Origin of the sequence: Peribacillus simplex (assembly GCF_001542915.1) — a bacterium.
Taxonomy (GTDB): domain Bacteria; phylum Bacillota; class Bacilli; order Bacillales; family DSM-1321; genus Peribacillus; species Peribacillus simplex_B.
This window is the reverse complement of the sequence record NZ_LNNH01000059.1, coordinates 1-15,224: the sequence shown is the minus strand read 5'-3', so window position 1 is coordinate 15,224 and position 15,224 is coordinate 1. Positions and strand designations below refer to the sequence as shown.

The window sequence follows — 15,224 nt, the reverse complement described above, 5'->3', positions numbered from 1 at the left end:
TTTTAAGCCTCTCTGGACTTCTTTTAAAAGGTGATCTTTCATGATTCAGTTTTTCTTATTTTCCAAAGATATCCGCTGATATTTTTTCACGGTCAGGTAAGATCAGGTTAAGCAGGATGCCGACGATTGCCGAAAGTGCCATTCCGGAAAGCGAAACCGTTTCCGATAGTTGCACGAATGCTCCCCCGATCCCCAACACTAGTATGACTGAAGCGATCATCAGGTTTCTTTTTTTGTCGAAATCAACCTTATTATCAACCAGCATCCTCAGCCCGCTTGAAGCGATGATTCCGAAGAGCAGGATTGAAATCCCGCCCATTACCGCTGTTGGTATCGAGCTGATGACCGCTGAAATCTTACCGTTGAAGCCAAAGATGATTGCAGCCAATGCTGCGCCGCCGATGATGTATACACTGTATGCCTTTGTCATCGTCAGGACCCCGATATTTTCACCATAAGATGTCAGCGGCGGACCCCCAATGAAGGAGCCTATCATGATACCAGCTCCATCCCCAAGGATCGAGCGGTGCAAGCCGGGTTTTTCCAAAAAATTCCTTCCGACTACCTTACTCAAAACCATCTGGTGTCCGATGTGCTCGGATAATGTGACGATGGCCACGGGTACCATGATGGCAATGACTTCCCATGAGAAGGTCGGAGTATAGGTGACATATGGAAACATGAAATCCGGCATTTCAAACCAGTCGGCTTTCTTGATTGGTGAGTAATCTATTATTCCTGCTGCAGCCGAACAGCCATAGCCCACTATAATCCCCATTAATATCGGGATCAAGTTAAGGAAGCCTTTAAAGAATACGTTACAGATGATGGTTACCGCTAATGTAATCAGCGCTATTACTATATATGTCACACTATATTCATGCTTCGGATCATACATGGCCATATCCACGGCCGTTCCGGCAAGGCTTAGCCCGATTACGATAATGACCGGACCTACCACAACCGGAGGAAGTAAATTCATTAACCAGCGCAAGCCGACTTTTTGGATGACCAGGGCTACTATCCCATATATCAATCCGGCTGCAAAACAGCCAATCATGGCCGCCTCAGGCCCGCCTAACGCCTTTGCCGCGATGATGGGCGTGATGAAGGCGAAGGATGAGCCAAGGTAAGCGGGTATCTGCCCCTTGGTAATCAATAGGTAGGATAGTGTTCCCAACCCGCTTGAAACCAGGGCAACCGCTGGGCTTAACCCCACCAAGAATGGCACGAGCACCGTCGCGCCGAACATGGCGAACAAATGCTGGATGCTTAGTGTAATCCATTGACCAACCTTTGGCACGTCCTCAACATCAAGTACGATGTCCCTTTTTACTTCTTCCATTTCTGTATCCTCCTCTTGATGCGTTAAAGCGGCAAAAACCCTCTTTGTCTAAACAAAGAGGGTTTCACGGAAGGTGCATGCCCATAGATAGGCACACATCTCCCGATTGACTCCCCTTTGCCAGCCTCTCTGGACTGTCTTTAAAAGGGTTCTATCTAATTTTCAGCTTGTTTATTTTTCTAATATAGTGACTTGATCTGCTTCATCCACTTCTGTCAACGTAACGGTAATTTTCTCGGATTGTGATGTCGGAACGTTTTTCCCGACGAAATCTGCCCGTATCGGAAGTTCCCTATGCCCTCGGTCCACTAAAACTGCGAGTTGGATTTGCGAAGGCCTTCCCAAATCCACCAAGGCATCCATTGCCGCTCTGACGGTCCTGCCTGTGAAAAGAACATCATCAACCAAAATCACTTTCTTGTCGCTTATATTGACCGGAATATCTGAGCCTTTTACAATGGGATCTCCATCGTTGGTTTTTTTCGAAAGGTCATCGCGATATAGGGTAATGTCCAGTTCTCCTAGTTCGATTGCCTTACCCTCTATTTGATTGATGCGTCTGGCCAGTCGATCAGCGAGGAAAATCCCGCGTGTACGGATCCCGATCAATACACAATCTTCAATTCCCTTATTTTTCTCGATAATCTCATGGGCAATCCTGGTCAAGGCCCTGCCAATGGCCTGCTCATCAAGTACTATCGCTTTCTCATTCAACATCTCGGCCACCTCGGTTCCTTTTTCCTTCTTCCTTCAACAAAAAATCCTCATGCCAAGAAGGCATGAGGATTTTTGACGACGTGGGTATGGGTATCCCGACTTCGCGTATCCGTTTCCTTCTCAGTCTCTCTGAACTGTGTTAAAGGTTCTTGTTAAGTTGTTATCATGATATATCATAAAAACGAATTTGTCAATCCTTACTTCTGCGCAATTGATTAATTAGCTGTTCAAACTCTTCAGGTATCGGAGCTTCGAATTCCATATATTCATTGGTACGGGGATGGATGAATCCTAGAAGGCCAGCGTGCAACGCTTGTCCATCTATCTTCAAGGTCTTCTTCGGTCCGTATTTAGGATCGCCGGCAAGCGGGAAGCCAATGTATTTCATGTGGACACGGATTTGATGCGTCCTTCCGGTTTCAAGTTGGCATTCCACCAAAGTGAAAGCATTGAAACGTTCGATGACACGGAAATGTGTTACAGCATTTTTGGAATTCGAGTCCGTCACGGTCATGCTTTGACGATCTTTTTTATCCCTGCCGATCGGTGCATCGATCGTTCCGAAATCATGCGGGATTACACCATGGACTATTGCTTGATATTTACGGGTAACCGTCTTGTCAACAAGCTGCTGGACAAGTTTTTCGTGTGCCATGTCGTTTTTGGCAACCATCAATAGACCAGATGTATCTTTGTCGATTCGATGGACGATGCCGGGACGCATCACGCCGTTAATGCCCGACAGGTCTTTACAATGGGCCATCAACCCATTTACCAGCGTGCCTGATACATGTCCAGGTGCTGGGTGGACGACCATTCCGCTCGGTTTGTTGACCACGAGGACATCTGCATCTTCATAGTAGATATCCAAATCCATTTCTTCTGCCGCTGCATCCAATTCCTCAAGCTCGGGAATCGTCACTTCGATCGTATCGCCGGGAATCGATTTATAATTCGTTTTTATGGCCAAGCCATTGACTAATACATGATCATCTTTAATCCATTGCTGAACTTGTGTACGCGACCATTCCTCGTTCAAAGTCGAAAGTGCCTTATCTATCCTGACACCTTTTAGTGTTTCATCGATGCTGTATAACCTTTTATCCATTATTTTTCTCCTTAGCGTTTTTTTCTTCTAATAACATATGAATCACGAGCAGTCCGACTCCAATTGAAAGCGAAGCATCGGCAACATTAAATACCGGAAAACTGTAGCTAAAAATATAGGTATGAACGAAATCCACTACTTCCTGGCGAGCGATGCGATCGATGAAGTTACCGATTGCCCCGCCTAGCATGAGACCAAGGGCCACTCCAAGCAAACGGCTTTGCTTTGCCATTTTCTGAATATAATAGACAAGTCCAATAATGACAGCGATGGTGATGATGTAGAAAAACCACATTTGTCCTTGTAGAATTCCCCATGCTGCCCCACGATTACGATGCGAGGTAATATATAGAAGGTTTTCAATAATTTCAATGCTTTCTCCGTACTCCATTTTTTTCACAATCATCCATTTTGTCAGCTGATCGAGAGCAATGACCAAAAGGGCAATTAAATAATAAAACACATTTTTTCCCCCAAACTAATCAAATCTTCACTTTTGAATTGTAGCATAAACTAGAAATAATGACTAATCCGAAAAGTATAAAACCATGACAATATCGCTTTATGGGATGTGCCTTATTTGCATGATCATAATTGAATTGTTTTAAAAATCCAGACTTTGCAAATAGAGAACGACTAATTCGAAGATAAGGCATGGAGTTTGGCTACAGTTTTGAAGTTTATCCTTAGACTGTTCCAAGCCAATGCTGGCGCTCCCTTATCCAGAGGGCGGTTCGTGAGCTTCCTCGGCTTTTAGCCTGTGGGGTCTCACGCAGACGCGCATCTCCTTGGCGGCAGTCTCGCACATCCGCTCCAATTTTACCTTTATTTTTCCTTAGATAGATGCCCATTGCCTATTCATTCAGCTCGACTGAGACCGTAACACCTGGAAAGACACATGAAAATCCATCCTTGGCTCCATTTGTTGAACAGGAGATTAAACATGTCGGAATACCCAGGCCACAGATGCAACATATAAAACAGCCGCGATAGCAAGCTACCTATTAAATTAAACAAAGTGATTGTACCGGCTTTACCCTATACACGTTCTCGATCAAAAGAAGGGTTCTTTCGCACACATGACTATCTAAAATGGGCTTACCTGCTTCAAAACCTATCTAACATTAAAAAGGCTTCGAAATGTAATCATTTCGAAGCCTTTTTGTATACAAGCTGACCGGACCCTTCATAGGGGGTCCCGCCGCATGCCTTCTGGAATCATTGATTCACATAATGCTCTTTCACTACTGTTGCACAACGCGGGCATAGTGTCGGATGTTCCTCCACTTGACCCACTTGTTTGGAAACATTCCAGCAACGCTCACATGTTTCACCTTCGGCTTTTGTCACCGCGATCGCGATATCCTCTAGTTTAACCGCTTCTGATGGTGCACTTGACACATCTCCAGCAAGTTCGAATTCGGATACGATGAATAACTGTTCAAAGCTCTCCTTGATGCTATCAAGCAGATTTTTCGTTTCTTCATTCACGTAAACCTTCACTTTTGCGTTCAGCGATTTACCGATGATTTTCTGATTGCGAGCCTCTTCTAATGCTTTCAGTACGTTGTCACGCACGTTCATGAAAGCCGTCCATTTTTCTTCGATGGCTTGTGCATCATCAACGTGAATTTCTTCAGGCATCCATGTCAATTGGACACTTTCTTCCGTTACACCAGGAATGAACGCCCATACTTCATCAGCCGTATGCGAAAGGATTGGCGACACCAATTTCGTCAAGCTTACCAATGATTCGTATAGCACCGTTTGAATGGCCATACGCTCTTTACCATTTGGTGCTTCACAATATAAAATGTCTTTCGCATAATCAAGATAAAACGAACTCAAATCCTGTGTACAGAAATTATTGACCATATTATAAATGGTCGCAAACTCATAATTTTCATAACTTAATTTGGACTGAGTGATCAGCTTATTCAATTTGACCAGCATGTAACGGTCCACTTCAGGCAGTTCATCGATTGCCACTTTATCGGTTTCCGGATTGAATCCATCCAAATTCCCCAGTAGGAAGCGGAATGTATTGCGGATTTTACGATACACTTCCGAGACTTGTTTAAGGATAGGATCTGAAACCCTGACATCTGATTGGTAATCGACAGAAGCGACCCAAAGGCGTAATATATCTGCACCAAGCTGGTTCATGACCTTGGATGGCAGGACAACGTTCCCAATCGATTTACTCATTTTGCGGCCCTCTCCATCCAAAGCGAATCCGTGGCTCAGCACGCCTTTATAGGGTGCTTTTCCTGTTACGGCAACACTTGTTGAAAGTGAAGAGTTAAACCAGCCGCGATATTGATCCGAACCTTCTAAATAAAGATCGGCAGGACGCTGCAAGTCTTCCCTTTCTTCAAGAACAGCTTGATGAGATGAGCCGGAATCGAACCATACGTCCATGATATCCGTTTCTTTCGTGAAGATGCCATTTGGGCTGCCTTCATGAGTGAAGCCTTCCGGAAGTAACTCTTTCGCTTCCCGTTCGAACCAGATATTTGAACCGTGTTCACGGAAAAGGTTTGAAATATGATTGATCGTTTCATCGGTAATGATCGGCTCGCCATTTTCTGCATAAAGGACAGGAATCGGTACACCCCATGCACGTTGACGGGAAATACACCAATCTCCGCGGTCACGGACCATATTGAATAGCCGCGTTTCCCCCCAAGCCGGAACCCATTTCGTTTCTTCGATGGCCTCCAAAAGCTCACTGCGGAAGTCTTTGATTGATGCGAACCATTGTGCAGTTGCCCGGAAAATCGTCGGTTTCTTCGTCCGCCAATCATGTGGATAAGAGTGAGTGATGAACGTCAAGTTTAATAACGCGCCAGCTTCGGTTAATTTTTCTGTAATCGGTTTATTTGCTTGATCATAGAATAATCCAGCGAATTCACCGGCCTCTTCTGTCATGACCCCTTTCTCATCCACGGGGCAAAGGACATCCAAGCCGTATTTTTGTCCAACGATAAAATCATCTTCACCATGTCCTGGAGCCGTATGGACACAGCCCGTGCCAGCTTCCGTCGTAACATGTTCACCCAGCATCACTAAAGATTCGCGATCATAAAGAGGATGTTTGGCAACTGCCCGGTCCAATTCGCTCCCTTTTACCGTTTTCACAACGGTTGGGTTATCCCAGCCAAGCGTTTCGGTCACGGACTCAAGAAGAGCTTCAGCAATTAAGAACTTTTCATTTTCGACTGCCACTACGACGTAATTTAATTGCGGGTGTAACGAGATACCAAGGTTAGCAGGAATCGTCCAAGGAGTTGTCGTCCAAATGATGATTTTAACTCCTTCTTCGATTGCTCCTTTGCCATCCGTTACTTCAAAAGCAACATAGATTGACGCAGAACGTTTATCTTGGTATTCAATTTCAGCTTCCGCAAGTGCTGATTCACTGGAAGGTGACCAGTAAACAGGTTTTTTCCCTTTATAAATATAGCCTTTTTTCGCCATATCGCCGAAGACCTTGATTTGCTGGGCTTCATATTCAGGCTTTAATGTGATGTAAGGGTTATCCCAATCCCCGCGAACCCCAATTCTCTTAAACTGCTCACGTTGATTGTCGATCTGAACATAAGCGTACTCTTCACAAAGCTTCCTGAATTCAGCTACACTCATTTCTTTCCGCTTAACACCTTTTTTAGTCAAGGCCGTTTCGATCGGAAGGCCGTGCGTATCCCAACCAGGAACATACGGTGCTTGAAAACCGCTCATTGATTTAAAGCGGACAATGAAATCTTTTAAAACCTTGTTCATCGCGTGACCCATATGGATATCACCGTTAGCGTAAGGCGGTCCGTCATGTAAAATGAATAAAGGGCGTCCTGCCGTTTGTTCCTGCACCTTTTTATAAATATTCATTTCTTTCCATTTTTCTTGAATCTCCGGCTCTCGTTTTGGTAAATTTCCGCGCATTGGAAATTCTGTTTTTGGCATCAATAAGGTATCTTTGTATTCCATCGTTACATCCTCCATCCGTCTTTACACAATTTCATTGGCACCCAAAACTCCTCCAGGCAAAATAAAAAGCCTTCTCATCCCTAAAAAAGGGACGAGAAAGCTTTGCTTCCCGCGGTACCACCCTGGCTAGAAAGATTCACAAAGTGAATCCAACCTCTCGAGCATTCGTAACGTGAATGAAACGCTTCGTTTACTTGCTGCAAAAGCAGGTTCAACTCAGAACTCGAGGGTGATCTTCAATATCTTCGCTTATTCCAGGCTCTCACCATCCCCGGTCGCTATTAATAAGCATGTGAAGAATTTACTTTCCCTGTCATCGTCTAAAGTAATCATGAATTGTATTGTTAAAAAATTATATGCGAAAAAAGTGTTGAAAGTCAAGGAATCGTTTAAATTTCCTCTTCCACTCTCTCATTTAATTCTATTTCAGTCGCATCCACTTCGTAATCAAGAAGGTGGTCCCAATCATCATTGTCCAGCAAATCCAACTGTGCACCGACAAGCATTTTGAAACGGGTCCGGAATACTTTGGATTGTTTTTTCAAGTCTTCGATGTCCATCGCGATTTTCCTTGCCTTCACAAGTGACTCATTGACGATCCGATCGGCATTTTTCTCTGCTTCCTTAATGATCAGCTTCGCTTCTTTTTGGGCGTTGCGCCTTAATTCCTCAGCTGCTTCTTGTGCGACAATAATCGACTTATTAAGTGTACCCTCGATTGTCGTAAAATGTCCCAAACGATCATAAGTCTCGTTCAGTTTATCTTCAAGTTCTTTTTTCTCCCTCAAAATCAGTTCATAATCTTTAATGACCTGGTCGAGAAACTCATTAACTTCATCTTCATCATACCCTCGAAATACTTTATTAAATTCCTTATTATGTATATCTATCGGGGTTAAGGGCATTACGGCACCTCCAGAACGGTTTCTACTCTAGTATATTAAAACTCTATATTCGACAATAAATGTCCAAATCCTGCTTAATCTTGAATTATTTTTGCCTGCCTAACGAGATTCTCCACTTATCCTTCTTGGTTTTTCCATCTATCGACAGTATCTTGCACCTGCCAAACCCCCTGATGGATAACGTATCCCCCTCGCGGCATTCTTCAGAAACATTTTCCGTTTGCTTGAAATTGACCTTCACTTTACCTGACGTTACCAGGGCTTGCGTTTTTTGGCGGGAGATATTAAGCACGGCAGAAAGCACACTATCCAGCCTTAGGGAACTGACGGTGGTGACTTGTTCTTCCCATTTATCTTGGACTTGGATGATATTCCCTATAGGAAGCCGTTTTATGGCAACGGAAGCTTTACCGATTTTCTCCAGGTTCCCAGTGAGATAGGCATCCATCTCCTCGGCCGCAATAAATTGGATATGCTCCTCCGTCACGATTATATCGCCGAATTTTTCACGTTTTACCCCAAGTGACATCAAGGTTCCAAGTATTTGCCTATGTTCAAGCGTAACAAACTTTTTTGGATAGGAAATATCGTATAAGGAGATATTGAAATCCGATGGTTCAGGAGAGTAATAATCAGGGTAAATGAGCACACGTTTTCGCTCAACGAATTCGCTCCCGCCGTTGAATTGCAGTTTGGCATCCGGATCATTTCCCAATAAGGAAGTAAGGATTTCCTGCTGTCGCGGATCCAGAAAGTCAGATAATTTCGGAGCGTAAGAATCTTTTACCTGATCGATCCAATTCATTGCCTGGTCGATGAATTCTTTTTCCTCCGGCCTGAAATGCTGATAAATACTCATGATTGTATTATTGCTCCTTAATTATCAAGATAATGATTGATCTAAACATGCTTTCTTCCTTCGTTGCCACTACACAGCTGAGAATCTTCCGGCTGTGTAGTTTCGTTCTTTGCCGGTTGTGGTTAACCCACCAGCGTCTGAAGGTAATGAATGCCATACCCACTTGCGAAGTTAAGCACCAGAAGGGCCACAAGCGGTGAAAGATCGATCATGCCAAGTGGTGGTATGAACTTTCTGAAAGGCTCTAAATATGGTTCGCAAATCGTTTCCAAAAATTGACCGATGGATGTCTCCCTTGCATTTGGAAACCATGACATCAATATGTATACGATTAATGCCATTGAATAAATTTCAATTAAATAATATAAACCTTGAAGCACTAAACCCATTAATCATTACCACCTCGCTTCTTCATACTCCTCATCGACGGCAAAGCCGGTAATATTACCGGAAACATCGACGTTGTCAGGGGTACATAAGAATATATCTGTTCCGATTTTTTGGATATCCCCGCTGATTGCATAGACAGTCCCGCTAAGAAAATCAATGATCCGCTTTCCTTGATCATGCTGAATCCGTTGAAGGTTCACGACAACAGCCCGCCTATTCTTCAGATGGTCGGCTACCTCCTGGGCTTCTGCATAGGCACGAGGCTCCAATAATACTACTTTAGAAGATTTCTGGACGCTTTGCAAACTTACGATATTCTGATTGCCATTAGTCCCTCCAGAAACTGGCTGCTGCTGTTTAGCTGACTTCACGGTTTTTCGTTCAGCCTCCTCTTCTTCCATCACTTCATCCTTGTACTCATACTCATCATCCAGTGCGAAATAAGATTTAAATTTTGATACGAACGACATCTTTAGCGTACCTCCTTAAAATTATTCGCCTACAAGTGCTGTGCCAATCCTGATCATAGTAGCGCCTTCTTCGATGGCAATCATGAAATCATTGGACATCCCCATGGATAATTCCGTGCATGGTGCATGCGCGAGCGCAGCATTTTGGATTTCCACCTGCAGATTTTTCAGGTTCCGGAAGCACTGACGTAAAACTTGTGGATCATCCGTCAAAGGAGCCATCGTCATCAATCCTGCAACCTTCACCTTATCAAAACCGGCTAACCCCTTTATGAAGCTCATTGCTGCCTCTGGGTCCATGCCATGTTTGGATTCCTCACCCGAAACATTCACCTGCACTAAACAATTTATCGGCTCTTTTGCGCGTTTTTGAATTTCTTCCGCTAAAGAAATTCGGTCCAGTGAATGGATATAGGTGATTTTATCAATGACATTCTTCACTTTTCGCGTCTGCAAGGAGCCAATATAATGCCAGTTCGGCTTGTCCTGCAGTATTTCGTATTTATTCAGGAGCCCTTCGTCACGGTTTTCACCTAAGTCGCTGATTCCCGCTTCCAAGGCTTCCTTCGCCCTCTCGATCGAAACATATTTTGTCACGGCGATCAACTTTATATCTTCACGGCGCCTGCCGCTATTTTCACATGCTATATTTATCTTTTCTTCGATGTTTTTTAAATTGTCCAATACTTTCACAATTACCTTAAATCCTCCTTCCAACCGATAAAGCTCATTAACCTGCCTGTTTTCCCGTTATCACGGCGATGTGAAAAAAACAAATCGTGATCGCAGCTTGTGCAGTACGATGTAATCTCAATTTGACTGTTTGGAATTCCCGCTTTCTGAAGAACCAAAGAATTGAGTCGCTTAAGATCTAACTGATATTGTCCTTCACTGATTAAATTATATGGCTTTTCGTCATTATCTTCCAGCAAATTCTGCACCAAATCTATGACTTTGTCATCAACAACATAGCATTCCGAGCAAATGGACGGTCCTATTACAGCAAATATCTCCGCTTCCTTTATACCCTCTCTTAGCCATGCTTCAACCATTTTCCGGGCAATTCCGTTTACACTGCCCTTCCAGCCTGCGTGCGCCACCCCAATCATACCATGCGCCGGAGCAAGAAAGTATAGGGGCACGCAGTCTGCGTAGCACATTGTCAAAAGAACATTATGATCCTTCGCATAAAATCCGTCTGTGCCTTTAAAGGCTGAATGATAATCCGTTGCGCCTCTGCCGCCATCAAGCCTGTTCACTTGCAATATTTGCGTTTCATGCGTCTGTTCCGCCCCTACCCAGCCATCTAAGGAAAATGACAGCTTTTCTGCCAAGATCCTGCGATTCCCCTGGACATCTTCAAGGCGATCCCCGACATGGAAACCGGTATTCAATGTTTGAAAATCCCCTGAACTGACTCCCCCATTTTTCGTGGTGAAGCCCGCTACGAGCTGGAGATTTTGCTGTCTCCAGCTGTCAATGAGCATATATTGATCATCTATTAAAACAAATGGCTCTTTCATGCTTTTAACCTCTTCATTTTTAGTCTAGTGTATCATAGATTTGTGCACTTCACCCCTTAAAACCGTTCATCTTTCAGTTCTGCCTGAAATACCGTCTGATGTTCAACAAGAATGACATCTGCGCCGATTTTTTTTATCTTGCGCCATGGAATCACAATATCCTGTTCCCTGCCGAAGAACCCCATTAACCTGGTGCCATTTGAAACGACGATTGCCTCAATTTGCCCTGTAGACGTATTGATTTCAAGATCCGACATATTCCCAAGTTTCTTTCCATCTGCTATGTTGACGATATCCTTGATCTGAAATTCGGAAATTCTGGTCATCCCACTCAGCTCCTCACAATTTCATCATAGATGAAGGTCCTCTTCACATGTATATGACATGATTCACTCAAGGATGAAGAATACGATAAATAAACGTTTCGCCCTCCATCTCCTCCCTTATGCATTTTCGACAAAATAAAAAAGCCGCTACGGATAAGTGGCTTTGGGCGGGTAATGAACATTGCTGCACTACCCGCTTAAGCTACCTTTTCTCATGCTCAGCTTCTACTGTTGGATATTTTTATTCATTTGCTTTATTGCCGCCTTTTCCAACCGGGACACCTGCGCCTGTGAAATGCCGATTTCTTCGGCTACCTCCATTTGCGTCTTCCCTTGGAAAAACCGTTTCCGAAGGATCATTTTTTCCCGGTCATTCAACCGTCTCATGCCTTCGTTAATAGCTATTTCATCAATCCACGTACTGTCTTTATTTTTCTCATCACTCAGTTGGTCGAGTACATAAATCGGATCCCCGCCATCATTATAAATCGGTTCAAAAAGTGAAACTGGATCTTGTATCGCATCGAGTGCAAAAACGATTTCTTCATGAGGTACTTCCAACACCTTGGCGATTTCTTCAGCTGTCGGCTCACGAAGGGTCTGGCTTATGAGCTTTTCTTTAACCTGCAAAGCTTTGTAAGCGATGTCTCTTAAAGAACGGGAAACCCGAATCGGATTATTGTCACGAAGATATCTTCGGATTTCTCCAATAATCATCGGTACAGCATATGTTGAAAACTTAACATTTTGACCTAAGTCAAAGTTGTCTATCGACTTCATTAACCCTATACAGCCTACCTGAAATAGATCATCCACATACTCTCCCCGATTGTTAAAGCGCTGAATGACGCTTAGAACGAGTCGAAGATTCCCGTTTACCAGTTTTTCTCTTGCTGAAATATCGCCATCTTGCAGTTCTTTAAAGAGTTTTCTCATCTCTTCATTCTTTAAAACCGGTAATTTTGATGTATCCACACCGCAGATTTCAACCTTATTACGAGACAAAATTATTCCCTCCTCACAGGAGCGCTGTACAAAAAACAGTATTTCCGCGGGAGGGAAAAATATGCACTTGGCTAGAACAGAAAATCACCATAATTTTTCATATCGTTGCCAAAGTATTGATTTAATTGGCATTTAGGTGCTAATTTTTTTTACACCATTTTATTAAATTCCTTTCGAAGCCTCTTGATGATCCGTTTTTCCAAACGTGAAATGTATGATTGGGAAATTCCAAGCATATCGGCAACATCCTTTTGTGTTTTCTCTTCTCCGCCTGCCAGGCCAAACCTGAGTTCCATTATTTGTTTTTCGCGTTCAGATAGCTGCGTGAGTGCCTTCGTCAGCAGCTTGCGGTCCACATTCGCTTCAAGATCTTTCGTGATGATGTCATCGTCAGTGCCAAGGACATCCGATAGCAGAAGCTCATTCCCATCCCAATCGATATTCAATGGTTCATCAAAAGAAACTTCAGAACGGATTTTGTTATTCCTTCGTAAATACATCAAAATCTCATTCTCGATGCATCTCGAGGCATATGTAGCCAATTTTATTTTCTTCTCTGGATTGAATGTATTCACGGCCTTTATTAAACCGATGGTGCCTATGCTGATGAGGTCTTCGATATTGATGCCCGTATTTTCAAATTTCCTGGCGATATAGACGACCAACCTTAAATTACGTTCGATCAAGATCGATCGTGCAGCTTCATCGCCATTCGGCAATTTGTTGATCAGTATTGCCTCTTCTTCCTTCGAAAGGGGCGGCGGCAGCGCTTCACTCCCTCCAATGTAATGTATTTCGTCCGTCTTCAATCCAAGCTTGAACAATAGTTTGTACCAAAAATAAGTGAGCCGAAGAATGAGTTTCTTCAAAATAATTCTCCCTTCTAATAAACGGATTATGGATCGGATGTTAGAGTGAATCAATGGTTCAGGAGGCATTTTGCACCGGGATGCCGGTTAACATTTTCGGGTGAACGATAGATTGATAGCTGTTGTCGGGAGAGAGTTTCGAAAAGGTGAATGAAACGAGCCCTTGCTTAACGTGATATTCTTTTTCCCCTTGAACGATTTTGATGGAATCCGGCTTGATAGCGGTCAAAAGCTGATGTTCATGCCCCACCACCTTATAAGGGATGACCCGCATTCGTCCAGTCCATGAATAATCAGGTTGTTCTTCCTGCTTGATCAGATTATCAGGGTTTTTAAAGAGCTCTAGCATATCGTCAGGAATGCCCGATTCCCCTCCCGATAGAGAAATGATCATCACAGGGGAGCGTGAAATCGGATCATATAATTGATTCCCTGTATCCACCAGTCCGTGGAATGTCCCTTCGAAGTCAGATATCTTAACCGAAACCATAACCATTTGTTCATGTGTAAGCTTTGTCATTTCCATCCCTTCAAGTGTACGCTTGGAAAATTGCCAAGCAAGCGGGAATCCGATCATTACGAATATCCAGCTGACAGGATCGCCAAAACGATTGATTCCTGCATATTGACCGGGGTCTTTGGCTACGATTTGAAATTCGAATAAATAATGAAGGCCCAGAAGGATTCCCCCAGATAAAAACGTCACAAAGTATAAAGTGGCCACCGATTTCATGAAAAGCTTTAACCTATTAAATCCAAAGGTGGCCAGCACCATGACCAGGGATACAAAAATCTTCATGTACACTCGGTCCGCCATCGCATAAAAAGGAGTGAATGCCAATACGATAATGAAGGAACCGATCAACCCGCCGATGCATACCCGCCAAAGAGCGACCCTTCGTTTGAGAATGATTGCGGTCCCATATAAAAGGAGGCAGTCAAATAACCAATTCAACAACCAGATCACATCTAAATATAAGGTCAAACACCCTCCCCTCCCTTTAGGAACTAACCTTCCACTAGCAAAAAGTATAGCGTACCTGGCCTTGGAAAGTGTGTCACTTTTTGTACCGAAAACTTAAGAGTTTTTCAGTCATTTTTACCCTTTTTGTAGAAAAACAGCTCTTGAAATTTTCCAATACTTTCCGAGAGACTATCCTACCCCCTTTTACTTCTGTCGATTTATGTTTTAAAAGTTTAAGATCTTCAGAGATCCCTCCCTTTTTCCTTTATATTAATGAAGGTCCCAGCCCGGAAACGGCTCCCTTGCAGAAATCATTTAAAACATCATCCAAGAACCTATCCAGGTTTCAACCTGGAAGATATTTGCGATAGCCGCAAGAAGTTGAAAACGGGGCCATAAAAAAATCGAAAAAAAACCGTTCCCAGCGGGAACGGTTCAGACTGTAGACAAACTCGATGAAAATCGAGTTTGTCTATTTATATGGCCTGTACAATTTAGACGTTGATTTCCACTCCAGGCACTCGCTTTCCGCGGGCGGTCGGGGAGCCTCCTCGGCTTTGCCTGCGGGGTCTCCCCTAGACGCGCTTTTCCCGCAGGAGTCTCGTACCTTCCGTTCCAATCAACTTTGTCTTACCTTTTAGATAGAACACTTTTGGCTGGAGTCATTTTTGTTTTAAAATTGAAGGATTAAAACTTGAGGTGATGAGGATGCTTTCTAAACATGATTCTATTCAGCGAGATCAACTTGAAATGATT

15 protein-coding genes are annotated in these 15,224 nt (G+C 43.5%); all 15 read right to left on the bottom strand.

Features of this window, described 5'->3' with window-relative positions:
* Positions 1-55: 55 nt before the first annotated feature.
* Positions 56-1,345, bottom strand: a complete 1,290-nt coding sequence (locus tag AS888_RS23730) for a solute carrier family 23 protein (RefSeq protein WP_061144561.1) — start codon at positions 1,343-1,345, stop codon at positions 56-58.
* Positions 1,346-1,516: 171 nt separating this feature from the next.
* Positions 1,517-2,062 carry a bifunctional pyr operon transcriptional regulator/uracil phosphoribosyltransferase PyrR gene (gene pyrR, locus AS888_RS23725; protein ID WP_061144560.1) on the bottom strand — a complete coding sequence of 182 codons (546 nt, stop codon included), beginning with the start codon at positions 2,060-2,062 and terminating at the stop codon, positions 1,517-1,519.
* A gap of 190 nt (positions 2,063-2,252) precedes the next feature.
* Positions 2,253-3,170, bottom strand: coding sequence for an RluA family pseudouridine synthase (locus AS888_RS23720; RefSeq protein WP_061144559.1), 918 nt, complete (start codon positions 3,168-3,170; stop codon positions 2,253-2,255).
* Positions 3,163-3,633, bottom strand: coding sequence for a signal peptidase II (gene lspA / locus AS888_RS23715; protein WP_061144558.1), 471 nt, complete (start codon positions 3,631-3,633; stop codon positions 3,163-3,165). Before lspA ends, AS888_RS23720 begins: the two co-directional genes overlap by 8 nt.
* Positions 3,634-4,388: 755 nt before the next feature.
* Positions 4,389-7,157 carry an isoleucine--tRNA ligase gene (gene ileS / locus AS888_RS23710; protein ID WP_061144557.1) on the bottom strand — a complete coding sequence of 923 codons (2,769 nt, stop codon included), beginning with the start codon at positions 7,155-7,157 and terminating at the stop codon, positions 4,389-4,391.
* A 389-nt stretch (positions 7,158-7,546) separates the two neighbouring features.
* Positions 7,547-8,062, bottom strand: a complete 516-nt coding sequence (locus tag AS888_RS23705; protein ID WP_061144556.1) for a DivIVA domain-containing protein — start codon at positions 8,060-8,062, stop codon at positions 7,547-7,549.
* Between the two features lie 85 nt (positions 8,063-8,147).
* Positions 8,148-8,921 carry a YlmH family RNA-binding protein gene (locus AS888_RS23700; protein ID WP_061144555.1) on the bottom strand — a complete coding sequence of 258 codons (774 nt, stop codon included), beginning with the start codon at positions 8,919-8,921 and terminating at the stop codon, positions 8,148-8,150.
* Positions 8,922-9,043: 122 nt separating this feature from the next.
* Positions 9,044-9,310, bottom strand: a complete 267-nt coding sequence (locus AS888_RS23695; protein WP_061144554.1) for a YggT family protein — start codon at positions 9,308-9,310, stop codon at positions 9,044-9,046.
* 6 nt (positions 9,311-9,316) lie between these two features.
* The gene (locus AS888_RS23690) at positions 9,317-9,781 is read right to left on the bottom strand and encodes a cell division protein SepF (RefSeq protein WP_061144553.1); all 465 of its coding nucleotides are present in this window, start codon (positions 9,779-9,781) and stop codon (positions 9,317-9,319) included.
* Positions 9,782-9,802: 21 nt separating this feature from the next.
* Positions 9,803-10,474, bottom strand: coding sequence for a YggS family pyridoxal phosphate-dependent enzyme (locus tag AS888_RS23685; protein ID WP_061144552.1), 672 nt, complete (start codon positions 10,472-10,474; stop codon positions 9,803-9,805).
* A 2-nt stretch (positions 10,475-10,476) separates the two neighbouring features.
* Positions 10,477-11,304 carry a peptidoglycan editing factor PgeF gene (pgeF, locus tag AS888_RS23680; protein ID WP_061144551.1) on the bottom strand — a complete coding sequence of 276 codons (828 nt, stop codon included), beginning with the start codon at positions 11,302-11,304 and terminating at the stop codon, positions 10,477-10,479.
* A 56-nt stretch (positions 11,305-11,360) separates the two neighbouring features.
* Positions 11,361-11,630, bottom strand: a complete 270-nt coding sequence (locus AS888_RS23675) for a YlmC/YmxH family sporulation protein (RefSeq protein ID WP_061144550.1) — start codon at positions 11,628-11,630, stop codon at positions 11,361-11,363.
* Between the two features lie 225 nt (positions 11,631-11,855).
* Positions 11,856-12,635 carry an RNA polymerase sporulation sigma factor SigG gene (gene sigG, locus AS888_RS23670; RefSeq protein ID WP_034313871.1) on the bottom strand — a complete coding sequence of 260 codons (780 nt, stop codon included), beginning with the start codon at positions 12,633-12,635 and terminating at the stop codon, positions 11,856-11,858.
* Positions 12,636-12,784: 149 nt separating this feature from the next.
* The gene (gene sigE, locus AS888_RS23665) at positions 12,785-13,504 is read right to left on the bottom strand and encodes an RNA polymerase sporulation sigma factor SigE (protein ID WP_061144549.1); all 720 of its coding nucleotides are present in this window, start codon (positions 13,502-13,504) and stop codon (positions 12,785-12,787) included.
* Between the two features lie 58 nt (positions 13,505-13,562).
* Complete coding sequence (gene spoIIGA / locus AS888_RS23660; RefSeq protein ID WP_061144548.1) at positions 13,563-14,489, bottom strand: sigma-E processing peptidase SpoIIGA; 927 nt, start codon at positions 14,487-14,489, stop codon at positions 13,563-13,565.
* Positions 14,490-15,224 lie beyond the last annotated feature (735 nt).

What these genes read in the sequence shown, in the direction of transcription:
- AS888_RS23695 (WP_061144554.1), bottom strand. Translation starts at nt 9,310, where the DNA reads ATGGGTTTAGTGCTTCAAGGTTTATATTATTTAATTGAAATTTATTCA.
- AS888_RS23730 (WP_061144561.1), bottom strand. Translation starts at nt 1,345, where the DNA reads ATGGAAGAAGTAAAAAGGGACATCGTACTTGATGTTGAGGACGTGCCA.
- AS888_RS23675 (WP_061144550.1), bottom strand. Translation starts at nt 11,630, where the DNA reads ATGACCAGAATTTCCGAATTTCAGATCAAGGATATCGTCAACATAGCA.
- AS888_RS23690 (WP_061144553.1), bottom strand. Translation starts at nt 9,781, where the DNA reads ATGTCGTTCGTATCAAAATTTAAATCTTATTTCGCACTGGATGATGAG.
- AS888_RS23720 (WP_061144559.1), bottom strand. Translation starts at nt 3,170, where the DNA reads ATGGATAAAAGGTTATACAGCATCGATGAAACACTAAAAGGTGTCAGG.
- AS888_RS23700 (WP_061144555.1), bottom strand. Translation starts at nt 8,921, where the DNA reads ATGAGTATTTATCAGCATTTCAGGCCGGAGGAAAAAGAATTCATCGAC.
- pyrR (WP_061144560.1), bottom strand. Translation starts at nt 2,062, where the DNA reads ATGTTGAATGAGAAAGCGATAGTACTTGATGAGCAGGCCATTGGCAGG.
- ileS (WP_061144557.1), bottom strand. Translation starts at nt 7,157, where the DNA reads ATGGAATACAAAGATACCTTATTGATGCCAAAAACAGAATTTCCAATG.
- pgeF (WP_061144551.1), bottom strand. Translation starts at nt 11,304, where the DNA reads ATGAAAGAGCCATTTGTTTTAATAGATGATCAATATATGCTCATTGAC.
- AS888_RS23705 (WP_061144556.1), bottom strand. Translation starts at nt 8,062, where the DNA reads ATGCCCTTAACCCCGATAGATATACATAATAAGGAATTTAATAAAGTA.